Origin of the sequence: Sporosarcina sp. ZBG7A (genome assembly GCF_000813425.1) — a bacterium.
Classification (GTDB): Bacteria; Bacillota; Bacilli; order Bacillales_A; family Planococcaceae; genus Sporosarcina.
In genome coordinates this window covers 26,189-52,452 of record NZ_JWIB01000031.1, presented here as the reverse complement: position 1 = coordinate 52,452, position 26,264 = coordinate 26,189, and the positions used below count along the sequence as shown (strand labels likewise).

30 protein-coding genes are annotated in these 26,264 nt (G+C 42.6%); 12 read left to right on the top strand and 18 right to left on the bottom strand.

What is annotated here, in order from left to right:
* Positions 1-159: 159 nt before the first annotated feature.
* Positions 160-696, bottom strand: coding sequence for a peptide-methionine (S)-S-oxide reductase MsrA (gene msrA, locus RL70_RS11335; protein WP_039043511.1), 537 nt, complete (start codon positions 694-696; stop codon positions 160-162).
* A gap of 154 nt (positions 697-850) precedes the next feature.
* Here msrA and RL70_RS11330 point away from each other — a divergent pair, with 154 nt between their 5' ends.
* Both RL70_RS11330 and RL70_RS11325 read left to right on the top strand, forming a co-directional pair.
* On the top strand, positions 851-1,801 hold the full coding sequence (locus tag RL70_RS11330) for an LCP family protein (RefSeq protein ID WP_039043510.1): 951 nt from the start codon (positions 851-853) through the stop codon (positions 1,799-1,801).
* A 91-nt stretch (positions 1,802-1,892) separates the two neighbouring features.
* On the top strand, positions 1,893-3,071 hold the full coding sequence (locus RL70_RS11325; RefSeq protein ID WP_039043573.1) for an AI-2E family transporter: 1,179 nt from the start codon (positions 1,893-1,895) through the stop codon (positions 3,069-3,071).
* A gap of 267 nt (positions 3,072-3,338) precedes the next feature.
* Here RL70_RS11325 and RL70_RS11320 read toward each other — a convergent pair whose 3' ends face one another.
* From RL70_RS11320 to RL70_RS11310, 3 genes are all read right to left on the bottom strand, one after another.
* Entirely contained in the window at positions 3,339-4,337 is a 999-nt protein-coding gene (locus RL70_RS11320) for an NADP-dependent oxidoreductase (RefSeq protein WP_039043509.1), read from the bottom strand.
* 120 nt (positions 4,338-4,457) lie between these two features.
* Positions 4,458-5,033 (bottom strand): TetR/AcrR family transcriptional regulator, encoded by a 576-nt coding sequence (locus RL70_RS11315; protein WP_039043508.1) that lies wholly within the window; start codon positions 5,031-5,033, stop codon positions 4,458-4,460.
* Between the two features lie 202 nt (positions 5,034-5,235).
* A complete protein-coding gene (locus RL70_RS11310; RefSeq protein WP_369795223.1) occupies positions 5,236-6,234 on the bottom strand; it encodes a substrate-binding domain-containing protein in 999 nt (332 codons plus the stop codon).
* Positions 6,235-6,428: 194 nt separating this feature from the next.
* On the opposite strand from RL70_RS11310, the gene modA reads away from it, so the two are divergent.
* From modA to RL70_RS11285, 5 genes are all read left to right on the top strand, one after another.
* Positions 6,429-7,223, top strand: a complete 795-nt coding sequence (gene modA / locus RL70_RS11305; RefSeq protein ID WP_039043506.1) for a molybdate ABC transporter substrate-binding protein — start codon at positions 6,429-6,431, stop codon at positions 7,221-7,223.
* Positions 7,224-7,241: 18 nt separating this feature from the next.
* Entirely contained in the window at positions 7,242-7,922 is a 681-nt protein-coding gene (gene modB, locus RL70_RS11300) for a molybdate ABC transporter permease subunit (RefSeq protein ID WP_039043505.1), read from the top strand.
* Positions 7,923-7,934: 12 nt separating this feature from the next.
* The gene (locus RL70_RS11295; RefSeq protein WP_039043504.1) at positions 7,935-8,606 is read left to right on the top strand and encodes an ATP-binding cassette domain-containing protein; all 672 of its coding nucleotides are present in this window, start codon (positions 7,935-7,937) and stop codon (positions 8,604-8,606) included.
* Positions 8,607-8,632: 26 nt separating this feature from the next.
* Positions 8,633-9,067 (top strand): GNAT family N-acetyltransferase, encoded by a 435-nt coding sequence (locus RL70_RS11290; RefSeq protein WP_039043503.1) that lies wholly within the window; start codon positions 8,633-8,635, stop codon positions 9,065-9,067.
* 104 nt (positions 9,068-9,171) lie between these two features.
* Complete coding sequence (locus tag RL70_RS11285) at positions 9,172-9,543, top strand: hypothetical protein (RefSeq protein WP_039043502.1); 372 nt, start codon at positions 9,172-9,174, stop codon at positions 9,541-9,543.
* 183 nt (positions 9,544-9,726) lie between these two features.
* Here the strand turns inward: RL70_RS11285 and RL70_RS11280 are convergent, their stop codons facing one another.
* From RL70_RS11280 to parE, 3 genes are all read right to left on the bottom strand, one after another.
* On the bottom strand, positions 9,727-10,959 hold the full coding sequence (locus RL70_RS11280) for an MFS transporter (RefSeq protein ID WP_039043501.1): 1,233 nt from the start codon (positions 10,957-10,959) through the stop codon (positions 9,727-9,729).
* 112 nt (positions 10,960-11,071) lie between these two features.
* Positions 11,072-13,516 (bottom strand): DNA topoisomerase IV subunit A, encoded by a 2,445-nt coding sequence (gene parC, locus RL70_RS11275; RefSeq protein ID WP_039043500.1) that lies wholly within the window; start codon positions 13,514-13,516, stop codon positions 11,072-11,074.
* Positions 13,513-15,486 carry a DNA topoisomerase IV subunit B gene (parE, locus tag RL70_RS11270; protein ID WP_039043499.1) on the bottom strand — a complete coding sequence of 658 codons (1,974 nt, stop codon included), beginning with the start codon at positions 15,484-15,486 and terminating at the stop codon, positions 13,513-13,515. Before parE ends, parC begins: the two co-directional genes overlap by 4 nt.
* Positions 15,487-15,703: 217 nt before the next feature.
* Between parE and plsY the strand changes: the two genes are divergently transcribed.
* Positions 15,704-16,306: a glycerol-3-phosphate 1-O-acyltransferase PlsY gene (gene plsY / locus RL70_RS11265; RefSeq protein ID WP_025784510.1), complete on the top strand. Its 603-nt coding sequence runs from the start codon at positions 15,704-15,706 to the stop codon at positions 16,304-16,306.
* A 38-nt stretch (positions 16,307-16,344) separates the two neighbouring features.
* On the top strand, positions 16,345-16,641 hold the full coding sequence (locus RL70_RS11260; protein ID WP_039043498.1) for a HesB/YadR/YfhF family protein: 297 nt from the start codon (positions 16,345-16,347) through the stop codon (positions 16,639-16,641).
* Positions 16,642-16,841: 200 nt separating this feature from the next.
* On the opposite strand, the gene RL70_RS18225 is transcribed toward RL70_RS11260, so the two are convergent.
* The 3 genes from RL70_RS18225 to acnA form a co-directional block, all read right to left on the bottom strand.
* Positions 16,842-16,937 (bottom strand): putative holin-like toxin, encoded by a 96-nt coding sequence (locus tag RL70_RS18225; RefSeq protein ID WP_231567266.1) that lies wholly within the window; start codon positions 16,935-16,937, stop codon positions 16,842-16,844.
* Between the two features lie 493 nt (positions 16,938-17,430).
* A complete protein-coding gene (locus tag RL70_RS11255; protein WP_039043497.1) occupies positions 17,431-17,856 on the bottom strand; it encodes a thioesterase family protein in 426 nt (141 codons plus the stop codon).
* A gap of 115 nt (positions 17,857-17,971) precedes the next feature.
* Complete coding sequence (gene acnA / locus RL70_RS11250) at positions 17,972-20,686, bottom strand: aconitate hydratase AcnA (protein ID WP_039043496.1); 2,715 nt, start codon at positions 20,684-20,686, stop codon at positions 17,972-17,974.
* A 210-nt stretch (positions 20,687-20,896) separates the two neighbouring features.
* Here acnA and RL70_RS11245 point away from each other — a divergent pair, with 210 nt between their 5' ends.
* Together RL70_RS11245 and RL70_RS11240 are read left to right on the top strand one after the other, a co-directional pair.
* On the top strand, positions 20,897-21,442 hold the full coding sequence (locus tag RL70_RS11245; RefSeq protein ID WP_039043572.1) for a cysteine hydrolase family protein: 546 nt from the start codon (positions 20,897-20,899) through the stop codon (positions 21,440-21,442).
* A gap of 123 nt (positions 21,443-21,565) precedes the next feature.
* Positions 21,566-21,820, top strand: a complete 255-nt coding sequence (locus RL70_RS11240) for a GlsB/YeaQ/YmgE family stress response membrane protein (RefSeq protein ID WP_039043495.1) — start codon at positions 21,566-21,568, stop codon at positions 21,818-21,820.
* 31 nt (positions 21,821-21,851) lie between these two features.
* Here the strand turns inward: RL70_RS11240 and RL70_RS11235 are convergent, their stop codons facing one another.
* The 5 genes from RL70_RS11235 to RL70_RS11220 form a co-directional block, all read right to left on the bottom strand.
* Positions 21,852-22,517, bottom strand: coding sequence for a lytic transglycosylase domain-containing protein (locus tag RL70_RS11235; RefSeq protein ID WP_039043494.1), 666 nt, complete (start codon positions 22,515-22,517; stop codon positions 21,852-21,854).
* A gap of 24 nt (positions 22,518-22,541) precedes the next feature.
* On the bottom strand, positions 22,542-23,129 hold the full coding sequence (locus tag RL70_RS11230) for an SCO family protein (protein ID WP_039043493.1): 588 nt from the start codon (positions 23,127-23,129) through the stop codon (positions 22,542-22,544).
* 109 nt (positions 23,130-23,238) lie between these two features.
* Complete coding sequence (locus RL70_RS17590; RefSeq protein WP_369795222.1) at positions 23,239-23,379, bottom strand: YvrJ family protein; 141 nt, start codon at positions 23,377-23,379, stop codon at positions 23,239-23,241.
* A gap of 121 nt (positions 23,380-23,500) precedes the next feature.
* Positions 23,501-23,722: a DUF2922 domain-containing protein gene (locus tag RL70_RS11225; RefSeq protein WP_039043492.1), complete on the bottom strand. Its 222-nt coding sequence runs from the start codon at positions 23,720-23,722 to the stop codon at positions 23,501-23,503.
* Positions 23,723-23,747: 25 nt separating this feature from the next.
* The gene (locus tag RL70_RS11220) at positions 23,748-23,969 is read right to left on the bottom strand and encodes a hypothetical protein (protein ID WP_039043491.1); all 222 of its coding nucleotides are present in this window, start codon (positions 23,967-23,969) and stop codon (positions 23,748-23,750) included.
* Between the two features lie 126 nt (positions 23,970-24,095).
* On the opposite strand from RL70_RS11220, the gene RL70_RS11215 reads away from it, so the two are divergent.
* Positions 24,096-24,518 (top strand): DUF2621 domain-containing protein, encoded by a 423-nt coding sequence (locus RL70_RS11215; RefSeq protein ID WP_039043490.1) that lies wholly within the window; start codon positions 24,096-24,098, stop codon positions 24,516-24,518.
* A gap of 21 nt (positions 24,519-24,539) precedes the next feature.
* Here RL70_RS11215 and RL70_RS11210 read toward each other — a convergent pair whose 3' ends face one another.
* The 3 genes from RL70_RS11210 to RL70_RS11200 are packed head-to-tail and all read right to left on the bottom strand — an operon-like array spanning position 24,540 to position 26,118.
* Complete coding sequence (locus tag RL70_RS11210) at positions 24,540-25,067, bottom strand: CcdC family protein (RefSeq protein WP_039043489.1); 528 nt, start codon at positions 25,065-25,067, stop codon at positions 24,540-24,542.
* Positions 25,064-25,387 carry a thioredoxin family protein gene (locus RL70_RS11205; protein ID WP_039043488.1) on the bottom strand — a complete coding sequence of 108 codons (324 nt, stop codon included), beginning with the start codon at positions 25,385-25,387 and terminating at the stop codon, positions 25,064-25,066. The genes RL70_RS11210 and RL70_RS11205 overlap by 4 nt, the downstream gene beginning before the upstream one ends.
* Before the next feature lie 20 nt (positions 25,388-25,407).
* The gene (locus RL70_RS11200; protein WP_039043487.1) at positions 25,408-26,118 is read right to left on the bottom strand and encodes a cytochrome c biogenesis CcdA family protein; all 711 of its coding nucleotides are present in this window, start codon (positions 26,116-26,118) and stop codon (positions 25,408-25,410) included.
* Positions 26,119-26,264: the final 146 nt, after the last annotated feature.

The window sequence follows — 26,264 nt, the reverse complement described above, 5'->3', positions numbered from 1 at the left end:
ATAATTATACATAGTGTGACAAGCGTTTTCAAGGAACCGTCATCGGACTTCGACATTTCTTGATAGATTGTAAAATGTCTTAGTGTTTGTGTTTGGTATTAGGGAGAGTGAAGAGGGGACCTACTGAAGTGGGTTTGAGGGATAAAAAAGAAGACCACATTACTTGCGGTCTTCCCAGTTAGCTTGAATAAATTCGTCACGACCTGATTGAGCACGGTCCGCTTCATATGCTTCTTTTTCTTTTTTGTAAAAGTCTTGGTGGTAGTCTTCAGCCACATAAAACGTTTCTGCGGGCCGGATAACTGTTACGATCGGTTTTGTGAATCGACCGCTTGCCGAAAGTTCGTTCTTAGAGTGCTCTGCAGTTAGACGCTGCTGTTCGGATGTGTAAAAAATTGCAGTAGTATACGAGTGACCTCGATCCTGGAATTGTCCTTCAGCATCCGTAGGGTCTATTTGTGGCCAATAGAGCTCCAGTAAGTCTTCATATGGATAAACGGCAGGGTCGAAAGTGATTTCAACCACTTCTAAATGTCCTGAATTGCCTTCTTTTACTTGTTCGTATGTTGGGTTTTTGACTGATCCGCCCATATACCCGGAGACGACACTATGAATCCCGTCCCATTCAGTAAATGGCTTGACCATACACCAAAAACAGCCGCCAGCAAATATTGCTTTTTCGAGTTGTTCCATCATGTCTACCTTCTTTCTTTTAAGTCCATTCTTACATCTTAGTCGTTCGCTCTTTTAGTGTCTAGTGTTCGCGCATGATATAATAGAGTTACACTATGCAACCAACGATTCAAGAGAACGTCCTGTTTTGTGACTTCACTATTGGGGGAATACAATAATGTCAGAACACTATGAAGGTCCAGTCCCGAAACGACGTAGACGCCGTAGATTGCGAAAAGGCAGAGTACTCGTCACTCTATTTTTAGTCGGATTTGTCGGAATAGGACTTTTTTCATCATATCAATATATTGCAGGCAAAAGGATTGCTTCTAAAAATGCAATAGAGCCAGGAAGTTTTGAAGGCGATTTGCTCGATCCTTCAACGTCATCTGTTGAAAACTATTTGTTACTCGGCGTCGATGATGACGGCAGCGGGAGGTCCCGTACCGATACTATGATGGTCCTTTCTTGGGACAAGCAAGAAAAAACAATGAAACTTGTGTCGTTTATGCGTGATATTTATGCGGATATTCCTGGATACAAATCATACAAGCTCAACACGGCATATTATTTAGGCGGTGTGCAAAGTGCAAAGGACACAATCACGGGAATGTTCAACATTCCTATACACCATTATGCCATCGTAGACTTTGATAACTTCGAAACCATCGCAGACACTGCCTTTCCAAAAGGAGTAGAAATGGATGTAAAGAAAGAAATGTCTGAGAAGATCGGTGTTACACTGATGCCGGGTGTCCAACAGTTAAATGGAAAAGAGTTGTTAGGGTATGCGCGATTCCGTGCAGATTCTGAAGGCGACTTTGGACGGGTCCAGCGCCAGCAAGAAGTTTTGTCTGCTATTAAAAAGCAGGCGATGACACCGAGCATGCTAATCCGCGCACCGAAAATTGCAGGCGTGATTTCTCAAACTGTTGAAACGGATTTGACGTCTAAAGAAGAACTCTCTCGTCTTACAAACTTATTAGTAAAAGGCGGAGCAGATATTGAAACTCTAACTGTTCCTGTAAAAGGTTCATATTCGTTTGCAGATTACTCGCATGCGGGATCGGTTATTGAATTGAATTTGGAGCAGAACAACGAGGCGATTCGTTCATTCATCGCAAATTGATAGAAAAACATCTTTAGAATTTGAAGGAGTGGGGGATTTGGCTAGTAAGAGGGAAGTACATGAGAACTTTGAGCAGGATGATGAATATGGTATTCCTCCTAAAAACCGGATTATTCGGTTCTTAGGAGGCAAGACCACACTCTTCATACTATTTGTAGTATTGCTTGTCGGTTTGAACGTTATGATCTTCGATAAGGTATCGTTCATCTTTTATCCGATTCAAGTACTGTTCTCAACAGTGGTGTTACCGATCATTTTAGCGACAATTCTATATTATTTGCTGCGTCCTCTCTTAAAGCTGATAGAAAAAATAAAAATCCCTAAAGTTTGGGGCATCCTCATTATTTTCCTGACAGCTGTTGGACTCATCACATTGCTCGTATTTCTTGTCTTACCTTTTTTGAAATTACAATTTTGGAAACTCGTCGATGAGTTCCCGACTTACTTCAATCAACTCATTCTCACACTCGATTCCTTTTTCAGTAATTCCTTATTTGCGCCATATTACAACCAGTTAGACATTAATGCGAAAGAGTTGCTGGATTCGGGTCTTGAAAATATCGGTCAGATGGTTGCAGATGCTCTTGGCGGCATTGCATCCGGTTTGACGACGTTTATCTCTACGCTGACTGGAATCATCCTCTCAATCGTTACTGTCCCATTCATCTTGTTTTATCTCTTAAAGGATGGGGATAATCTACCGAAATACGTAATTAGGTTATTACCACCGAGAATGCGTGATGATGCCCAGTCGATTTTAAGTGATGCAGACCATCAGATTAGCGCGTATATCCAAGGTCAAATTCTTGTTGCAATGTGTATTGGTACGATGGTGACTATCGGTTTCTTAATCATCGATTTGAAATACGCTCTATTGCTCGGTGTCCTTGCCATGTTCACGAGTGTGGTACCATATCTCGGTCCCGTAATTGCTATTACACCGGCACTCATCATTGCGATTGTTACTTCACCATTCATGATTGTGAAACTTGCGATTGTTTGGACTGTGGTTCAGTTGGTTGAAGGGAAGTTCATTTCACCTCAAATCATGGGGAAAACCCTTCATATTCATCCAATTACCATCATTTTCGTCTTGTTGACGGCAGGTTCGTTATTTGGTGTGGCGGGTGTCATCTTAGGGATACCTGGTTATGCGTTACTCAAAGTCTTTGTTACACATTTGTTCCAGCTACTGAAAGTTCGTTATAACAAATATGAAGTCGATGTCCGTATGCATTATGAACGCCCGAATTATGAAAATAAAGAGTAACTGTCAGAACAGTCGTGCTTAAATGCAGGGCTGTTTTTTTTATATCAAGTTTACCATAATAATATTATGTAAAGTTGATATAGAAAACTCCCTAAGCTTCTATTTACACCGGAAACGAAGGCTATTTGTTTTGAAAGATCCTATATCAAATTCCCCTTGGTGTTTAAATTTAAATATATTTTAGAACGACCATTCTAATTAATTAAAAAAGATATTGCATAGTGAGTGAAATATACTACAAATAGGTCGCATTCATAAAGAGAGTGATTACTTGATATTTACAATGATTTTTCCTTTCGCTCTACCAGTCTCCGAATACTCGACAGCGTTTGCTGTTTCTTCAAAAGGGAATACCCGATCCAAAACCGGCAGAATTTCTCCGGATTCAATATATTGAGTAAGAAGCTGCAACTGCTCACCATTGGATTTCATAAATAGGAACGTGTAGTCAACATTGTGCTTTTTTCCTAGCCTATTTAGTTTCTGACTCGCTACTGCGAATAGTTTAGTTTTCACAAAACCTAATCCCTGTTCTTTAGCAAAGCGAGCGGTTGGCAATCCTGAAACAGATACGATTTTACCGCCTTTTTTTAACACATTGAACGACTTTTCAAGAGTTACGCCACCTTGAGTATCAAATACGGCATCAAAGTCTTTCAAGATATCTTCGAATTGCTCTTCTTTATAGTTGACGATTTCATCAGCACCTAAAGTGTTCACCAAGTCAATCCCGGCTTCACTGACAGTTGTTGCGACATATGCTCCCATTAGCTTTGCCAGTTGAATTGCAAAGGTCCCAACTCCTCCTGAACCTGCATGGATCAATACCTTTTGTCCATTACGCAACCCTAAGACGTCATGGAGTGCTTGATAAGATGTTAATCCAACGAGAGGGATGGAAGCCGCTTCCTCAAAACTTAAATTTTTAGGTTTTAACGCGATATCATCCTCATGCACTGCAATGAATTCAGCAAATGTTCCAGTCTTGCTGTCACGAGGACGTCCATAGACCTCATCACCAATTTTAAAGCGGGTTACTTTTGCACCTACTTTCGTTACAATTCCAGCAAAATCGTTTCCGAGGACTAAAGGCATATCATATTTCAGGATAAGCTTGAGTTCACCTTTTCTGATCTTGGAATCTAGTGGATTCACGCTTGCAGAGCGAATTTCAGCAAGTACCTCATATTCATTAATTTCTGGCACAGGAATTAATGTAGAGTGTAAAGGAAAGTCCCCATATTCGTTAAGTACGAACGATTTCATGTTGTCAACCTCCATTGGTTTTTAGGTGGTGTATTTTCACCTATTATAGTAGGTGTAGCTTAGAAATGGGTTGAGAAGACCTGTTCAAGAACGAGCATTCTAAAATAGGTATAAAAGAAATTACTTTAACATAGAAAGTGTCATATCTATAATGCCTTCAAGTTTTTTCTTGTCGTTTGTTGTTTTCGCCAAGACACGCAATCCAACTAAGGAATTATGAAGCAGATCTGAAAGTTTTTTCGCTTCAAACTGAGAGGATACTTCACCAGTTTTTTGACCTTTCTGTACTAGAGCGTATAGAAGCTGCTCTGTTTTAGAAAAACTATTGGATACTAGTTCTCTCACTTCAAAATCATGCAAGGAAAGTTCTACAGCAGAATTCACGGCTAAACAACCTACAGGCTCAAGTTCATCACGCAATATAGCTAACATGAACAGCTGGCGGATCGCTTTACAAGGAGACTCCTGTGTATTTACGTGAGTAGTGATTTTTGCCTCGATTTGGTTGTCATAGCGTTGCAGTGTTTTCACGAACAATGAATGCTTGTCTCCAAACGTATCATAAATGCTACGGCGATGAATTCCCATATACTCAACTAAATCTTGCATTGAAGTTTTCTCATAACCTTGCTTCCAAAAGAGCTCCATGGCTTTCTGCAATACTTCATTTTCATTAAATTCTTTGCTTCTAGCCATTTTATCCCTCACTTTCAAAGTTTATAGAACCACTTACTAAATTTCATTCTAAAGATATCATTTTAAGAACGGTCGGTAAAGAATTAAACTCGTTTTTAAATTTCGATGATTGGTGTAGGAGGGGAGTGTGACATTTTAAGTTACAATAATAGTATTATGTAAAGTTGAGAATAAAGCACTCTTTCTAATTAGAAAGAGTGCTTTATGGGGTATCGTATAAAATTCGCCCCATTTGAGAGAAGTCATATCCGTGAATAGAAGAGAGTTCTTTCTTGAAAGACTCGGACTGCAAGATGTTCAAAACTGTTTCGCGCAATGCTTGGTTGTCTTCACGCTTGATCATGACTAGGTCATATTGTTCTTCCGTCATGGGGATATAATCTACATTCACTAGGTGTGCATTCTTTTCAATCCCAACACCAATATCTGCTTCTCCGGCTGCAACTTTACTTGCTACCGCTAAGTGGTTCATTTCGATATTCTCATAGCCTGATATCGTCTTTGGTAGAATGCCTTCCAGTCGTAGTCGTTCATCCGTTAATACTCGAATTCCAGATCCTAGTTCACGATTGACGATTTGAATATCTTTACGGTTTAAATCACGCCAACTCCTAATATTCTTTGGATTTCCTGGTTGTACGTAAAAACCGGCTGAACGGGAGAGTAAGTTAACAACAGTATATTCGCGTCCAATTAGGATCCTTCGAATGTACGGTATGTTATAGGAACCTGTATCTCCATCAAAAAGATGGGTACTGACGAGATCTGCTTCTCCCTGAACGAGTGCGAGCAAACTGTTCAAACTGCCAGTGTGAGAACGAAGAGTTCGATAGTTACTAGATGTAGCTGTGATTGCGTTTGCCAAAAGGTCGAGTGTTACATCCTGACCGCTGATGATTACGTGTTGCAAGGTACGTGGTTGTGGGAGATGGGGGATAGACTGTTTCTTTAAGATAGTTGGTACAACAGATTCTGATTCAGATTCTTGTGGAGGAGTTGGTTGCACAACAGGGCGATCGGTTCCACCTTTCATACGCTCTTTATACGCTTCAAAGTCAGACGCGTCAATTCGCATTTGTCTACCAACTCGGTAGGCAACGATTTCCCCTTTTTTAATAAGGTCATACACGGTTAACTTGGAGACTTGAAGCAAGTCAGCGAGATCTTCGGTCGTATACGAAACTTTATCGTGTGAATTCAACCTACATACCCCCATTTCTATCTTCTATCTTCTCTTATTTTTAGAATTATTGCAATAGATATAATAAGATATAACAAGATATAACGAGCAATAGTTAGAATTATTTAATTATAAATAGATAAAGAGAGTTCCCTTATGTTATAACTAGTTATATGTAGTTATAATTAAATATAAATGGTAAAGGGGAGAGCGGTTTGAATAAAATACGTATCGGGATTATTATGGCAACCTTACTACTAGTACTGGTGGGTTGTTCAAATAACAATCCAGCATCTGAAGGTAATGGAACTAGTAAAACGGATAAAGTGGAACTTCACATTTCTGCAGCAGCCAGTTTAACGGATGCATTGGATGACTTTAAGAAAACTTATGAAAAAGAGCATAAGAACGTAGAGTTGACGTTCATGTATGGCGGCTCTGGAAAGCTTGCCACTTCAATTGAAAATGGAGCTCCTGCCGATGTGTTTTTATCTGCAAGTAAAAAAGATATGGATACTCTTGAGGATAAAGATTTACTAGATGCATCAACACGGACAGATTTTACGGAAAATGTGTTAGTTTTGATAGCAAATGAAGATTCAGAGTCATCACTTACTAGTTTCGAAGAGATTGACCCTGCTTCTATTGATCATTTCGTCATTGGTGAACCAGAAAGCGTTCCAGTTGGTCGTTATACTAAAGAAGTATTTGAGCATTTGAAATTATGGGAGCCGATGCAGGATAAGCTGGTTCTTGCTTCAGATGTAAGACAAGTGCTTACGCAAGTTGAACTCGGGAATGCGGATTACGGTGTTGTCTATTCGAGTGATGCGTTTATTTCTGATAAAGTGAAAGTAATCGCGGAATCAGATCCTAGCTGGCATGAGCCGATTGTCTATCCTGGTGCTATTTTGAAAGAGTCCAAGCACGTAGAGGAAGCACAACAGTTTTTCGATGCATTATTAGGGGATCAAGGTCAAGAAACGCTAGCAAAGTACGGATTTAAGTAAGAAAAGGAGGTAGACAATATGAATTTAAGTCCTTTATTACTTTCTGTAAAGGTGGCGGTCATCTCCACGGCTATCGTGTTCGTGCTTGGTGTGTTTCTGGCACACCTTTTTTCGAAACGGCAATTTTTCGGGAAATCGATATTTGAATCACTATTTCTTTTACCGCTCGTCTTACCACCGACTGTTGTAGGCTTCGGTTTGCTGATTTTATTCGGAAAAAAGGGTTGGATTGGTAGCTGGTTACTCGAAACGTTCGATATCCAAATCGTGTTCACTTGGACGGCTGCAGTCATTGCATCTGTCGTCGTCAGTTTTCCTCTCATGTACCAAAGTGCAGCAGCAGCTTTTGATAGTCTAGACAATAAGTTAGGAGATGCGGCGCGGACGATGGGGGCTTCTGAGTGGCGGGTTTTTAGAACCATCACGTTTCCGCTTGCATGGCCGGGATTGTTGGCGGGACTTGTTCTTTCCTTTGCAAGAGGACTTGGAGAATTCGGTGCAACGCTGATGCTAGCTGGATACATACCAGGTAAGACGGATACGATTCCAATGGCAATCTATTTTGCTGTGGAAGCGGGGAAGATGGAGAAAGCGACGTTTTGGGTTGTCATTATTACAGCGCTCGGTTTCAGTACAATTTTATGGTTAAACTGGTGGAGTAAACGGAACTTGAGGCGATTTGCTTCCGAAAAACGATAGGCGGGTGATTCTATGTTAGACGTATCAATCAGGAAACGCTTAAATCATTTCGAGCTAGATGTCAGTTTTCAAGCACATAACGAAATTATTGTGCTGGCGGGGTCTTCAGGAGCGGGGAAGACGTCTATTTTGCAAGCAATCGCTGGACTGACTGAACCCGACAGCGGAATTATTACGCTCAATGGAAAGAGTTTTTTTAGTGGGAAAAAGAACTCGTTACCCGCGCGATCCCGTAATATTGGGTACTTATTTCAAGATTATGCGTTGTTTCCACATATGACAGTCGAGCGCAATATTTACTACGGCCTTCATAAGCAGACTACTGCGACGACAGGTTTTATCATCGAACAATTACTGACGGTGCTTGGCATTAGCCATTTGTTGGACAAGTATCCTCATCAGATTTCTGGCGGGGAGAAACAACGGGTTGCTCTTGCTCGTGCGCTTGCCACAGAGCCTGATTTGCTTCTATTGGACGAACCATTATCCGCTTTGGATGAAGAAACGCGTGAAGAGTGTCAAGATGAGTTACTTCGGTTACACGAATTATGGAAAATCCCATTCCTTATAGTGACTCATAGCCGATCAGAGGCTGAAAAATTAGGGGATCGGGTGCTCCATTTGAAAAAGGGCTTGCTTGTCAATGAGAGTCGTGGAACAATGAAAGAAACCCTAGTGCACTAAGTGACGGGGTTCCGGAGGCGATTCCTATGGATGAAATTACAATTGCTCCACTGACAAATGAAGAAGAACTGATTGAAGCTTTTCCGATTATGAATCAGCTTCGTACACATTTAGATCTGGAAGAGTACTTGGAACTCGTGTATGAGTCTGAAGCAAAAGAACGTTACCAGATGCTCGGATTACGGGATAATGGCGAGTTAAAAGCGGTTATTGGCTTTAAACCGATGATTACACTCTATTACGGGCGCTCATTATGGGTGTGTGACTTAGTGACGGACAAATCAGCTCGATCTAAGGGCTATGGCGATAAGTTGCTTACACATGTTGAGCAATGGGGTAAAAAACACAATTACGAATCGATTGCATTATCTTCAGGGTTGCAACGTACTAGTGCACATCATTTTTATGAGGAAAAAATGGACTACAGCAAAGTGAGTATCGTGTTCAAAAAGGAATTTTGATGCGAAAAGTGCCGTTTTTACGGGTATGCGAACAGAGATGCGAACAGCCGGCGGATGCCTAACAATCTGCCGGTTTTACTAATGATTAAGGAGTTGTTGGACTTATGTGGGTCAATGAAAATGGAATGCTGAGACAAACTTCGGATGAGACGCGTGTTAAATTTAGAACTTCGATTAGCAAAGAGATTTTGGAGCAACTAAAACAGCAAGCAGATCAGCACGGAACGTTTGTGAATTATTTGCTTGAAGATGGATTAAAAGACGTATTGCAGCAAGATGCAATTACATTCAATAAAGAAACGCGACCTAAAGACCGAATCCAGTATAAAACGACGTATGATAAGCAGTTGCTGGAAAGCGTGCGAGCGTTAGCCAAGGATAATCAGTTGTATATAAATGATGTGATTGAGTATGGCGTGCAGTTTATAGATGTGGAGCGTGCAAAAGCAGGGCAATATAGATATCGGATTGAATAATAGTTGCTTTCTTTTAACGCCCCCGTCATAATATATATTATAGGAAGCTACGTATCATTAATAAGTATACTTAGGATAGTGAGATAAAACAGCGAAATTGAGTTATTTCTAAGGAATTTATAAAACGCGACTTTTTTTGCTTAAGTCGCGTTTTATTGTGGTTTCTATTTAGTTTACGTGCACTTAAACGCTTTTGACTGGAATGATTGCATCCGCAGCCACTGGCTCTTCCAACTGAATCTTACGTTGTTTCATTTGCAAGAAAAATACTGTCGTCAAACTGATGCTGATCACTCCAAATACGATGACCATTACTTGCAGTCCAACAATATCCAGGAACGCCCCGGTCGCTAGTAAAACTACTTGGAACACGACTCGCTCTAACATATTCCGGAATGAGAAAAATCTCCCGTGGTACGCTTTTGGCATCTGTTTCTGGAAAATCACCATAGCTGTTGGGAAAAAACATCCTAGACTGAATCCTAGGACTGTAAATGCTGCCAACGTTGCTAACTGGCTTTGTGCGAAGAATAACAGGAATTCTGCAACTGCCACCATACTTGCAAAGAAAAATAAGATCATCGTAGTTCGCCATTTCAATGCAATTCGTTTTACTGCAAATGAACCGATCATGAATGCGATTCCTTCACACGTGTAAATTAGTCCTTTTATGGATGCTGAATCTTGAATTTCACTAATATTGATGACAATTAAATTAAATGAGCCTAAAAATAATAACGGAATCAATGTCATCACTAGCGTCATTCCGACTGCAGGATACGCTTTTAGTACTGGAAAGACCTCCATGAAACCGCCTTTAGCGCCTTCCGTTTTAACAACAGCCTCTGTCCCCTCCCCTTCATCAATGCGTAGCATGAATGTGAAGACGAGTAATAAGCCATAAGCAACGATTGAAATCCAATAAAGGGACGATAACGACCAGTAGACTAAGATGACACCTGCTAATGCAGTCCCTGAGACACGTGCAATGGTCGCTACGTTCATGTGCATCCCATTCATAGTCAGTAGGTCGTCGTCCTTCACAACGAGCGGAATGGCCGCTTGTAAGGCTGGAAAGTAAAACGTTGCTGCGAGTTGAATGGTGACAACAAATGCAATCATCCACCACACAGAGCCTGTTGCAATTGCGATAAGCATGAAGACGACACTGATGAGACGTCCAGCCCCTGCTAGAACTAATATGCGCTTCTTAGCTTGTTGATCAATGATTTTACCTGCTAAGGGACCTACGAGTATTCCCGCCAAGAGCCCGACTGATAGAATCAGGGCTTTGACAAAGTCAGAAGGGATTTTTTCTTGCATAAACTCCAAATTTCCGATGATACCGGTCCACAGACCAATACCTGCAATCAATTCACCGGAAAGAATGATCCAAACATTGCGATTTTTCCACATACACCTTCCCACTTTCCTACTAGATAATTCGCTTTCCGAATTAGTATACGATAGAAATGCAAAAAGCACACGAGAATTCTCAGAATCTCGTGTGCTTTTCATCAATTTCCAGTTATTTAGATGTTGGTTTATCGGTTTTGGCGGTAGGTTCATAGTACAGCCGGCTCGCTGCCCCGTTTTTCGTCTCATCTGACATTGCGCTTCCATTTGATTGGCGATCTGATAATCTCAGGCTATTCGGCTCAATTTCAGTTTTAATATCTTTTACTGTTGTAAGAATAAGTTTTTCAGCAGATCCCGTGATCTTAGCACCGATCACTCGATATGGGTTCTTTTTCAGCTCTTTTAAAATCATTAATCCACGTTGTGCACGTGAACCGACTTCAATTTCCTTTAATGCCGTGCGTTTTACGGTACCTCGTTGTGTTGCAACAACAATTGATGCTGAACTATCTGTAATGACTTCCATGGAAATGACTTGGTCTTCAGGTTTTAAGTTGATACCTTTCACGCCGCCCGTTCGAACGCCAGTCGTACCGACATCACTGAGTGGGAAACGTAAAATGTATGCCTGATGCGTCACTAGGACTGCATCTTCACTGCCTTTTACGATGCGAGCATCTAGTAGTCTGTCGCCTTTTTTAACGTTCATGCCTTTGTATGCACGTCCATAGCGCTGAACGTGGAAGTCAGCCAATTTGGATAGTTTCACAAATCCGTTAGCTGTCACCGTCAATATGGAGTGAATGTCATCGAATTGTTCCAGCCCAATCGCCGCCACAATCGATTCACTCGGCTCGAGCGATACAATACTTGAAATATGCTGCCCAAGGTCCCGCCATTTAATATCTGGCAACTCATGAACTGGCTGATAAATATAGTTCCCAAGTGACGTGAACAACAATAAGTGATGCTGTGTATTCATCGTACGCTCGAGTATAGGATAGTCGGACTCTTTCATAGCCATTCCTGAACCATTAGATGCTCCATAAGAACGCAATCCTGTTCGCTTCACATAGCCCTCTTTTGTGACAGAAACGACTACTTCCTCACTAGGAATCAGAATATCAAGATCGACTTTCAATTCTTCGATCTTTTCTTCGATGACAGAATTCCGAGGTTCTGCGAAACGCTTGCGGACATCGTGTAATTCTTTCTGGATCAAACGGGATAGCTTAGCTGGACTGTTTAAAATCGCGTTGAGATCTTCAACCAGCTTACGCAACTCGTCTTGTTCCTGTTTCAACTCTGTAATGTCTGTATTTGTCAGACGATACAGCTGCAAAGAAACAATCGCTTCGGCTTGAATTTCTGAGAAGTCAAATCGAGTGATCAAATTGTTCTTCGCGTCACGTTTATCATTCGAGCTACGTATTGTCTGAATGACCTCATCCAAAATAGATAAGGCTTTCATCAAACCTTCTACGATATGTAGACGATCTTTAGCTTTGCGCACATCGTACTCAGAACGTCGAGTGACGACTTCTTTCTGATGCTCGATATACGCATCAAGAAGCATCGCTAAAGACATCAGCTTTGGACGTCTATCCGAAATCGCGACCATATTGAAGTTATATGCGACTTGGAGGTCGGAGTTTTTCAACATGTATTTCAAAATCGGCTCGCCATCAATGTCTTTTTTAAGTTCAATAACAATACGGAGTCCGGTACGGTCAGATTCGTCGCGTACTTCTGCTATCCCATCAAGCTTACGATCAACGCGTAGTTCATCCATCTTTTTCACAAGATTGGCTTTGTTGACGTCATAAGGGATTTCCGTGATGACAATCTGAGATTTACCAGCTTTCAACTGTTCAATTTCAGTTTTGGAACGGACAATGACCCGTCCTTTTCCCGTTTCATATGCAGCTTTGATGCCATCTGTACCTTGAATGATTCCGCCTGTCGGGAAATCTGGCCCTTTTAAAACAGTCATCAGTTCATCGACTGTCGCTTCTGGGTTGTCCATTCTCATAAGGACTGCATCAATCGCTTCATGCAATGCATGCGGTGGGATGTCGGTTGCATATCCTGCTGAAATCCCTGTAGATCCATTGACGAGCAAGTTCGGGAAACGTGCAGGCAACACAGTTGGTTCCGGCTCGGTATCGTCAAAGTTTGGGATGAAATCCACAGTTTCTTTGTTGAGATCCCGTAACATTTCACCTGCAATCGATGACAGTCGTGCTTCTGTATAACGCATCGCAGCGGCTGAATCGCCGTCAACTGAACCGTTATTACCATGCATTTCAATCATCATATGACGCAATTTCCAGTCCTGACTCATCCGTACCATTGCTTCGTATACGGATGTATCTCCGTGTGGATGGTAGTTACCGATTACGTTACCTACCGTTTTGGCGGATTTACGGAACGCTTTTTCGTGTGTGTTGCCTTCATTGTACATTGCGTACAAAATACGTCGTTGTACAGGTTTTAACCCGTCCCTTGCATCAGGTAATGCGCGATCTTGAATAATATATTTACTGTATCGGCCAAAACGATCGCCGATGACTTCCTCTAACGGGAGGTCCTGAAAGCGTTCTGTTGCGGTCATTCCACTTCCTCCTCAACATGCAGGAATTCGTTCTCTAATATGGTGCTTCCTTCTTCCAGGCTGAAGTCAACATTGCTTTCAATCCAACGGCGACGGGGTTCAACTTTGTCTCCCATCAATGTTGTGACTCTTCGCTCAGACTGGGCACCATCTTCAATCGTAACTCGGATGAGTGTCCGTGTATCAGGATTCATGGTCGTATCCCATAACTGTCCTGCGTTCATCTCTCCTAAACCTTTATAGCGCTGAAGCATATAGCCTTTACCGATTTTGTTCGTAGCGGCGCCAAGATCACGTTCTGTCCATGCATACTCGACTTTTTCTTTTTTACCGATTCCTTTAGACACTTTATAAAGTGGAGGTAATGCAATGAATACTTTACCAGCTTCAATTAGCGGTTTCATATAGCGGTAGAAGAACGTCAATAGCAGTACTTGGATGTGCGCGCCATCTGTATCAGCATCGGTCATAATAATGACTTTGTCGTATGCTGCGTCTTCAATCGTGAAATCAGCACCAACACCCGCACCAATAGCATGGATGATTGTATTGATTTCCTCGTTTTTCATAATGTCTTCGAGTTTCGCTTTTTCCGTATTGATGACCTTACCACGTAGCGGCAAGATTGCTTGGAATGTCCGATCGCGCCCTTGCTTAGCAGAACCGCCAGCAGAATCACCCTCGACAAGGTACAATTCGTTCTTTTTTGCATTTCTAGATTGAGCAGGCGTCAGCTTGCCGGAAAGGAGTGTGTCGCCTTTCTTTCGCTTCTTACCTGAACGCGCGTCTTCCCGCGCTTTACGAGCGGCCTCGCGCGCCTGGTGTGCACGTACAGCCTTGCGGATCAGGTTTGCGCTCAATTCCGCGTTTTCTTCTAAGAAATACAGCAAATGCTGTGAAATGACAGCATCTGTGATAGTTCGTGCTTCACTTGTCCCGAGCTTGCCTTTTGTTTGGCCTTCAAACTGCAAAATTTCTTCAGGAATCCGCACAGAAACGATGGCTGCGATTCCTTCCCGGATATCAGAGCCATCCAAATTTTTGTCTTTTTCTTTTAATAAACCCGTTTTCCTCGCATATTCATTGAATACACGGGTCATGGCCGTTTTTGCTCCGGTTTCGTGTGTTCCGCCATCTTTTGTACGGACGTTGTTAACAAACGAAAGGATGGTCTCTGAATAGCCATCGTTAAATTGGAACGCAAACTCCACTTCAAGTCCATCGGTCTCGCCTTCAAGATAACCGACTTCATGAAGCGTGTCTTTTTCTTCATTCAAGTACGAAACGAAGGCTTTAATGCCAGTTTCATAATGAAATGTCTCGGTTTTTTCTGTACTTTCTTCTGTTAAGACAATCTTCAATCCTTTTAACAGGAATGCGGACTCTCGCAACCGTTCTGCGAGAATATCATATTGATATTTAGTCGTTGAAAAAATCGTCGGATCGGGTTTGAAGTGAATCAGCGTACCGGTTTCCTTCGTTTTCCCGATGACTTCAAGCCCTGTCGCGGGTTTTCCACCGTGTTCAAAACGTTGTTTGAAAATCTGCCCGTCTCGGTGAATAATGACGTCCAGCCATTCAGAAAGTGCATTTACGACAGATGCACCAACACCGTGAAGCCCACCACTCGTTTTATAGCCACCTTGGCCGAACTTACCGCCAGCGTGTAAGACAGTCAATATAATTTCTGTTGTAGGTTTCCCTGTTTTATGGGTACCTGTTGGCATGCCTCGTCCGTAATCTCGTACGCTAATGCTGTTGTCAGAGTGGATCGTGACATTTATTTCAGATCCGAATCCACTTAGTGCTTCATCCACCGCATTATCTACGATTTCAAATACGAGGTGATGCAATCCTCTTGCATCCGTCGAACCGATATACATACCCGGCCGTTTACGTACTGCTTCCAAGCCTTCAAGCACTTGGATTGAATCATCATTATACACATTCAATTCTTTTTGTTTCGTCAAGATGAAACCTCCATCAAACAAATGTTCTTATTTATCTAATGATACGTCGCCATTTTTATCATGTCAACAAGACACGTCAGCGCTTTGCTTAAATAATTGTATAGAAGAAAGCCTTTTATTGCAATGACTGGCCTCATCAGATTTATCCGCAATTGTCGTTCAGTACCGGTTCTGCTAAAATGAAAGAGATACATAATTTTTCACGAAGGGGCATGTCATGGAAATCATTTTATTACTGGTACTCGCATATTTAATCGGCTCTATCCCATCTGCGCTTTGGATTGGAAAACTGTTTTATAAAACAGATATCCGAGAACACGGTAGCGGAAATATGGGAGCGACTAATACATTTCGTGTTCTCGGCAAAAAAGCCGGAATCGCTGTTACTGTGTTTGATATTTTAAAGGGAACAGCTGCTGTATTGCTAGTATCTCTACCCTATTTTGCCGATACACACGTTCATTCGTTAATCGTGGGTGTCGTGGCTGTGATTGGTCATATGTACCCTGTTTTTGCGAAGTTTAAAGGCGGTAAAGCCGTTGCAACTTCAGGCGGCGTATTACTTGGTTACAGTTGGCCAATATTTGTGTTGGCCATACTCACTTTCTTGCTTGCGCTGAAAATTACAAAGATGGTCTCGCTCACGTCGATGATTGTCGCAGTGATGGGTGCAATTTATGGGATTATTTATTATTTCATTACAGGGGATATCTATTTGGAGCTGGTGATTGTCTTGATGGGCGTGTTCATCTTCTACCGCCACAGGGCAAATATAGCACGGATCAAAGCAGGAACTGAGCCAAAAGTGAATTGGTTGTAATATAATCAAAGGCATCATAGGAAGGCGGGTTTTCAAATATGAATATACGCATTTCAAACGAAGCAACTCAGTGGTTTGATGAAGAAATGGACGTTGAAGCTGGGGATTCCATACGATTTTTCGCAAGGTACGGCGGTAGCAGCCCGCTGCATGAAGGATTTTCATTAGGCGTTATCCGTGAACAACCGGATGAAGTGGCGGTAGAAACCATTTCGGATGATGTCCGCTACTACATCGAAACTCGTGATCTGTGGTACTTTGATGGGCATGATTTGCAGGTTGGTGTGAATGAAGATCTTGGAGAATTGCAGTACGATTATGTGAAGTCGGAGTAAGTGAAATGGATGACTCGTTGTTTCGCCTAACTAGACAGACAATTCTTCTTTTGGTATAATAGTCTTGAAAAATGGATATTGTAAAAAGACCAAGAAGATGTGATGATCTTCTCGGCCTTGTAATAGAATAGCGTTCGCTTCAAAGGCGAATCGCATAGTGCGAAGTAAACCGCTCCATTGCTTGGAGGCTCATGGGCGGTTTACTTTTTTCTTGAAAAAGTATATGACAAAGCAAGAATGGCCACGATCAGACTTCCAAAGCCGATCATGAGACTCAGTGCTTCAAATGGTGTCATACGCATCACCTCCTCCCGTTTCCTGATACGTTTCTTTCAGGAAATTGGGATTGCAGATCTGCGAACCGCCTATGAGCTCGTGCTATTCTAGTACATCATTAAGTATAACATATTTTAATAGCTCGTACATATGTTCTTGATGGCTTGTCACCGGCATTTGTTACTTTTCAAACACCTCGATTAGGACTGCGAGGTGTTTTTTTGTGGTTATGATTGGTGAGTGATTTGATATGGGAGTGGGATTTGTGGGTTTATGATCACATTCTGAGATTTATGAGCGGAATCGCGGGGTTATGATCACATTCTGGGATATATGAGCAGAATCGCGGATTTATGATCACAATTCGGGATTTATGAGCGAAATCACAAAGTTATGATCACATTCTGGGATATATGAGCAGAATCACAAATTTATGGTCACTTTATGCTTCCCCACCGCCACATCCCCATAGAAAAAGGCTTCCTGAGCATTCCAGGAAGCCTTTTTCTCCGATCAATCGACTCTTTTTGCGATTTCGACATACTTTGCATCCCACGCGGGGTCTATTTTCCGTAGCGAAACCGGTCGGAATGTGTCTTTTCGTACAACTACGTGTTCCGAGGTCGCAGTCGCCGCCACTTTCCCATCAGCATGCAAGATTTCATAGCCATAGGTTGTGCGTAACTTTCCATGGGATTCAATCCATGTACGTACAGTAGCTGTCCCGCCATACCGCATTGCTGCCTTGTACTTGATGGATAGATCTGTTACTGGCGATAAATACCCGTCGGCTTCGAGCCCTGCATACGTGAATCCGAGATCCTCGATGAGCTGAGTTCGTCCGATTTCCATCCAAACTAAATAATTCGCATGATAGACAACGCCCATCTGGTCGGTCTCTGCATATCGAATTTCAATTTCCTTCTCGCTGATAAACATGTCCTGTCACCTCTTCTACCTAGACAATTATACAAAAACCGACTAAAAATAGCAGTCTTAACGAACCGAAAAAACCCCTCTTACTGAAATGAATCAGCAAGAGGGGTTATGGGGATTACTTTTCTAACATCTTGTTGCGAAGTACCATTTGAAGAATGCCGCCGTGACGGTAGTAGTCGATTTCGACTTCTGAATCGAAACGCGCTAGCGCATCGAATTCCGTTACAGTGCCATCTGCAGCAGTAGCAGTCACTTTCAAGATGTCGCGTGGCTTAACGCCTTCAGCGATATTCACGCTGATTGCTTCTTCTCCTGTTAATCCAAGAGATGCTGCACTTTGTCCGTTAACGAACTGAAGTGGAAGAACACCCATCATCACAAGGTTTGAACGGTGAATCCGCTCGTAGCTTTCTGCGATGACTGTCTTGATGCCAAGAAGAGATGTCCCTTTAGCAGCCCAGTCACGTGAAGAGCCCATTCCATAATCTTTACCAGCAATGATCGCAAGTCCAGTACCTTGTTCTTGGTACTTCATGCAAGCGTCATAGATTGGCATGATTTCTTTGTTTGGCCAGTAAGTTGTGTAGCCACCTTCTGTACCTTTTGCGATTTGGTTACGGATACGGATATTCGCAAACGTACCACGCATCATTACTTCGTGGTTACCACGACGTGAACCATATGAGTTGAAGAAACGTGGCTCTACGCCGTTTGCACGTAGGTAGAGGCCTGCAGGTGTATCTTTACCGATTGCTCCAGCTGGTGAAATGTGGTCCGTCGTAATTGAGTCGCCAAATTTACCAACAACACGCAAGTCATTCAATGCACCGATATCTTCAGGCTCTTTTGAAAGACCCTCGAAGAATGGTGGGTTTTGAATATATGTTGAGTTCTCATCGAAATCATACAATGCATCGTCAGTTGTTTCGATTGCATTCCACGCTTCGTTTTCAGAGAATACACGTGCATATTCTTTACGGAAGAGTTCAGGAGTGACCGTTTTTTCGATCATTGCTTTAACTTCTTCTGTTGATGGCCAGATGTCTTTGAAGAATACATCTTTGCCGTCTTTAGATTTACCAATTGGTTCTTTTTTGAAGTCGATATCCACTGTTCCAGCAAGTGCATACGCAACAACTAGTGGCGGTGAAGCCAAGTAGTTCGCTTTCACGTAAGGATGGATTCGTCCTTCAAAGTTTCGGTTACCCGAGAGAACAGATGAAACGAGCAAGTCGTTTTCGCCAATTGTCTTCTCGATTTCTGGAAGCAATGGACCAGAGTTACCGATACATGTTGTACATCCGTATCCAACTGTGTTGAATCCGATTTGGTCGAGGTACTTATCAAGACCAGAGTCTTGCAAGTAACCTGTAACAACTTTTGAACCTGGTGCAAGTGAAGTTTTCACGTATGCAGGTGGTGTTAACCCAAGCTCAACCGCTTTTTGAGCGACGAGTCCAGCACCGAGCATTACGTATGGATTCGATGTATTCGTACATGAAGTGATCGCTGCAATCGCTAGATCGCCCGTTTTCATCTCCATTTTCGTACCATTTGCGAACTCGATTGTGCCACTCTTCTTCATTTCTTTCGGCGTAAGTCCGAATCCTTGGTTGCCTTCAGGTGCGACAACTGCATCATTGAATTCACGCTTCATGTCAGAAAGTGGAATCATGTCTTGTGGACGTTTAGGTCCAGCAAGGTTCGCTTCTACTTCAGTCAAATCGATTTCGATGACTTCAGTGTAGATTGGGTCTTCTTTGTCCGTTGTGAAGAACATGTCGTTTTCTTGCAAGTACTTTTTCACGACAGCGATATGATCCGCATCGCGGCCTGTTAGACGCATATAGTTGAGTGATTCTTCATCAACTGGGAAGAATCCACATGTTGCGCCGTATTCAGGTGCCATGTTAGCGATCGTTGCACGGTCAGCAAGTGGTAATTGTGGTACGCCTGGTCCAAAGAACTCAACAAACTTACCAACTACACCATGTGCACGCAATGTTTGCGTCACTTTTAGTGCGAGGTCAGTTGCAGTTGTTCCGTTTGGAAGTTCACCAGTCAACTTAACACCGATAACTTGTGGAATTGGGAAGTAAGAAGGCTGTCCAAGCATTCCTGCTTCAGCTTCAATTCCGCCAACGCCCCATCCGAGTACGCCGATTCCGTTAATCATTGTTGTGTGGGAGTCTGTTCCGACTAACGTATCTGGATACGTTTCGAATGATCCATCTTCGTTTTCAATCTCATGGACAACACTCGCCAAGTACTCAAGGTTAACTTGGTGAACGATACCAGTTGCTGGCGGAACCGCGCGATAGTTGTCGTATGCTTTTTGTGCCCAGCTCAAGAACTGGTAACGCTCAGCATTCCGCTCAAATTCAAGTTCCATGTTTTTCTGTAGAGCATCTGATGTTCCGTAGCTGTCAACTTGAACCGAGTGGTCAATAACGAGGTCTACAGGAATTTCGGGGTTGATCTTATCCGGATCTCCACCCATTTCTGCCATTGCAGAACGAAGAGATGCCAAATCGACAACAACTGGTACACCAGTGAAGTCTTGCAAGATAACGCGTGATGGTTTGAATGGTACTTCCGCATCCGCATCAGCGTCCTTGCCCCATTTTGCCAGGTTGTTTACATGATTGTCTTGGATGACATATCCGTCGTGTTGGCGTAGGACAGATTCTAATAGTACTTTGATCGAGTAAGGCAATCTTGAGACCTTTGCAATACCCGCTTCTTCAATCGCTCCAATGCGGTAGTAGTTATACTTTTTACCGTTCAGATCAAACGAGGAGCGGCTGTTGTGAAAATTGCTCTTTGTCATTGCTGAATTCCTCCTTTACGTACTGAAAAGGCTCTATAAATAAGCATCTTTTCTCTACTCCATCATATAACAGCAAAGTCTATAAGTAAATTACATTAAATTTATAGTAATCCATAAGGAAACACGATAGACAGTACAAAAGACGATTAGGTGCATATTTTTGCCAGTCTGTGCATAATGGAATCAGAATATGGAGAGGACGTGTTGGATGTGAAGAAAGCGTTACTGGTTATTGACTACACTGAAGATTTTGTAGCAGAAGATGGAGCATTGACGTGTGGGGCACCCGGAATTGCACTAGAAGGGTATATCGAGCAATTGACCAAGGAGTTTATCGACCAAGATGAAGCTGTTGTCTTTGCAGTGGACGTTCATGACGAAAACGATCCGTATCACCCGGAATCACGTCTATTCCCTCCACATAACCTACGTGGAACTGCTGGAAGAGAACCGTTTGGATCATTAAAACAACTATATGAAGACAACCGAAAATCGATCCACTGGATGGATAAAACCCGATACAGTGCATTCGCAGGAACAGAACTTGAAATTTGGTTACGTGCTCGTGGTATTCAAGAAATCCACTTAGTAGGCGTCTGTACAGATATTTGCATTTTGCATACTTCTGTAGATGCTTACAATAAAGGATTTACCATGGCAATCCATGAGCATGGTGTTGCAAGTTTTGACACTGTTGGACATGAGTGGGCAATGCGTCATTTTGAAAACACACTCGGTGCCACCATTATTCGATAAGTTTTTGCGAAATCCGATCATTTAGTATGAACATTTGCAGTTAATATGTTTCAAGTAGGTCATTTACGGTTATTATACTTACTAGAACAGACATACTATATTAAAAAAAGGAGAGGATTTCAAATGAGTTTCATTTGGTTCTTAATCATCGGCGGAATTATCGGTTGGCTTGCTGGCCTTATTTTAGGGAAAGATATCCCAGGCGGAATTATTGGTAACATTATTGCAGGTATCGTAGGTGCATGGGTTGGCGGAATGCTACTCGGCTCTTGGGGACCTAAAGTTTCGGATTTCTATCTCGTACCAGCGATTCTAGGTGCTGTCATTCTTGTCTTTATTGTCAGCCTAATTATGAAAGCTATGCGTAAAGCAGCATAACAAAAAAGGACTTCGCAATTGCGGAGTCCTTTTACTTTTGGGCTTTCTGAGTTTGTTGTGCTTCGTATTCATCAAAAAACCAAAGTACGTCTTCTACGTATTTATCACTATGGTTGTAGTGGAAAATGGCCTTCTCTATTTGTCCATCTGCCGCCCCGCTTTGTGCTAGGTAGTTAGCGGCGCTAAAGATGGCATCTTCCAAGTTGTAAGGATCGGCAATTCCATCACCATTTCCATCTACCCCATATCCTCCATATTTTGCAATAATATCAGGGTTGGTCTTATCCTCTTCGGGAATATTTCCTTTTCCTAAATCCTTACAGCCAGGATAGCCCCAGCCGACAAACGTACAAGGCATGAATTGCATGTGCCCTTCTGCTCCAGTCGGAGAAACCATTGTTTTCATAGTGGAAAAACGTGTTTCCACCCGATGGTGTGCAGCAAGTAGCGTCCACGGAATGTTGTATTCTTCCGCTGCTGACTTATAGATGGGAATGTACTCATCCGGAATTGTCAGACCGCCATGACGATCATGCAAGTCCATCAACGTACTGGCGGATTTTTGAATGACTTCCGGGTGACGAAGGCTTGTCCAAATAATTGCAGTCAAGGAGAACAGGACGACTGAAACGGGAATGAGCAGCGCCATCATGACAAACTTGCCTTTCGCAGATAAGCTGCGTTTCTTTTTCTTCACTCGTCCCTCTCCTTTCTCTGCGGTTTAGTCTTGTTTGCTAAGGGCTTTCATATCCGACACGATGGTATCGTATGGAACGTCTTCGTATCCAGGATACAATTTGACGACCTTACCTTCCTTGTTGACCAGCCCGAATCTGGAACCGTGAACGACTTGGTCAGTGTTCGGATCGTCGATGACTGGCATTTTAAATGATTTTACTGCAAGATCGTTGATGTCTGCCATTGTGTATCCAGTGAGCATCTCCCATTTTGATGGATCTGGAACACTGAAACCTTCTAAGTATGCACCTAATTTTTCTGGTGTGTCTACTTCAGGATCTACGCTGAAAGAAACAATTTTGTAGTCTTCTACATCTTTGTCGATTAATTTCTTCTGGAGCTCCGACATATTGGACATCATAGGTGGACAGACACTCGTACAGGTCGTGAAGACAAACTGTGCTAACCAAATCTCACCTTTCAAATCATCCAATGCGACAGACTCGTTGTCTTGGTTCGTAAACTCGAAGGGTTCGATGCTATAATTATGATCTGCTTTAAACCCACCCGAACAAGCACTTAATACAAGTGCCATCATGAATACGCCAAAAACTAGTACTTTTTTCTTCATCACTCTTCCCCCAAACTCTCTGCATTTACCTTATCATATCGAACAGACAAACGCCAAACAAGCACGGATTCCCAGGTTGTTTGGCGTTTCTTTGTCGGTTATGTGAAGCCTACTTCACTTTTAGAGTGACAAGAGCCCCATGAATCGCTTCGAGTTTCACTTCTAGGCGGTGGAGCAGATAGAAGGAAACAAAAACTGGAAAGCCGACCTCTTGGATGAACCCCATCGTTTGTTCCAACAATTGTTCCATCACATTCGCCTCCTTTAAATGTAGATTCTTGTGCTGTGAACAACAGAAAGTCGTGCCTTAAAGTTTTTAAAAGCCGGTCCCTGTCAGCTGACAAGGGACCGGCTTACCAACTTTTTTCTTATTATTTGCTGCTGATTAGATCGTTCGTCGAGCGATCGATAATTCGGGCGCTTTTCACAGCCGTGAGAACGTCTCCGTCTTTTTTAAAGACACCGGAAGCAATAATTTGCTCCATTGCGGTTTGGACTTCCGTCGGTGTAATCCCTGGACGCGGTTCGTCGACTGTTAAGACAAAATCCTTTCCATCTGACTTCTTGAATACGAGTTGAAGTGTGAGTGCCATTTGTGAATTCCTCCTTTTCGGTTAGTTAGTCTGTGATTTCGGATGTGACGATTTTTTCATAAGACATGACGGTCATTGATGAAAGTTGTCCAAGTGATGCCAGTGCCAGCTGTAAGTTAGCCGGTGTTGCATTTTGTTCGACGAAACGGTAGCTCTTTGACTTGCGGATCAGACGTCCATCGGGTGTTGAGCCTGCATTGAAGAAAATCTTGCCGACTGCTGTTTGAAACTCGAGTACTGCTGCCATGTGCGTTCCCCTCCTTTCACAGTCTAGATAGACGAAACTTGCAGAAAAGGATACAATGTTCGTGAAAGTTTTTAAGTTTACGGGTACAATTGATAGCATAGAGAGTCTTAAAGAGGTGAACGTATTATGCCAGGCTGGTTTATCTGGTTTATTGTATTTTGGTGTATTGTCTTAATCGGTTTGTTTGCGATAGGTGGATTTTTCATGTTCCGCAAGTTCCTTAAAGTGTTCCCGAAGGAAGATGGCAAGTCGACATTGGACTGGGAAGAGTACTATGTGGATCGTTCGCTTCACCTATGGAATAAAGAAGCGAAGGGGCTGTTGAATGAGCTCGTTCAGCCGGTTCCCGAGCTATTCCGTCCAGTTGCAAAACAGAAGATTGCCGGTCGTATTGGCCAAATCGCTTTAGATGAGCGTGCGAAGACGATCGAATTCGATCACATCATACGAGGGTACATCGTGGCGACGCCGAAACGCGACCACAAATTTTTACGCAAGAAACTCACGACTATGGATGTCGACATGACACCATATGAGCACCTTTTTTAACGCAAAAAGAGAGAGACCTGGTCATTTGACCGTGAGTCTCTCTCTTTTTTTTAGGTTGTTATATTTAATGAGCATACCGATACGCCAAGGGACAATCATCGCAAATGCAAGGATGAAGAACATACCAGCGAGTTCCCCCACGTCGATGGAGCTACTGAGGATCAGTTTAGCCACCAGACGGAAGATAAGTAAGCTCGCCAAAATGACGATGAATGCTTTTGAACGCTTGACGAACAATAGACCATTTTTCTGCTCAAAACTTGTCGTTGCAATCAAAATCGTTGAAAAGAGCAGTCCTACAGCTGCTGCTTCAAACACCTGACTCCGTGGAACTTGGAATTGTGTAAACAAAAACATAAGCATCCCCGAAGACATGAACAGCGGTGGTAGCACAATACGTATCGGTGAAATCGGGCGTTCGGCTGCTTTAGAACGGACGATGAACCCTAAGACTCCCATGAAGAAAAATACAACAGTTGAGCCGATAATTAAATAGACAGACGGAATCTTAGTGAAAACCGTATCAATCAGTTCCTGCAGTTGACTCATCTGTCCGTCGCCTCCTTCAGTTCCTCCAACCGTTTGTGAAGTTGCTCCATCGGAACAAATCGTGCAAACCGAGCTGTTTCTTTTCCTTGCTTGAATAACAGTACCACAGGCGCTGTAAACAGAGAAAGCTGCCCTGCCATTTCCGGCACTTTTGCGACATTCACATAATAGAAAGGAAATGGATACTGTTCAGTAAGCACTTCCACTTGTGGATACAGCCCATCACATACAGAACAATGATCTGTTTTCACGAATAATAGCATCGCTTCTTGTTGTGTTAAAAGTTCTTGCCATGCTTTAAAAGACATAACTTCGTTCATTGTTCAATCCTCCTTGATGGTCAAAAACCTTGGAAATCCCCAAAAATCGGACTGAGTAAGCTGATTAAGTACGTCATGCCGTCAAAGAATAATACGATACCGAAGACGATCATAAAGGCTCCGCCAATGCGCATGATCTTCTGGTTGTGTTTACGGATCCATCCAAGCCGTGTTACGAAGAATGAGAGCACGAAGAATGGAATCGCGAATCCAAGGACGTAGGTCATCATGTACAGCATACTAGAACCTGGATTAGCAGCTGCAAGTCCAATGATAGCTCCAATAATTGGTCCCATACACGGCTGCCAGCCTGCTGAAAACGCAAGCCCGATGAGTGCAGAACCTAAGTAGCCGGACGGTCGATTTTTAAATTGTAATTTGTGTTCTTGCATTAAAAACTTCGGTGTGAAAATTCCAACTACCATTAAACCGAATAATACGATGAAAATGGCACCTACTTGCCGAAGAAGATCCATGTACTCGATAAAGAATCGGCCGATAAATGAAGATCCGAATCCAAGGAAGATAAAGACAATGGAAAATCCAAGAAGGAAAAATAGCGTATGTAACATTCCGTTTCGGCTCATCCGTTTCTTATCTGAGCGCAAGTCTTCAATCGACATTCCCGTTATATAGGAAATGAACGCTGGGTAAAGCGGCAAAACACACGGGGAGACGAAACTTAAAAATCCCGCGCCGAATGCAAGGAATACGTTCACATCTGTTGCCAAGGAACTTCCCCCTTTAATTTTTTTCTTTTTCCTATCCATCGTATCAGAATGCGTCCACGAATACGTACATTTTGTCTGTGAACAGTTTATGACACATTGCACACAGTGAGTTCCACAGAGCTTGGAATTTACCAATTAAAGCTCTA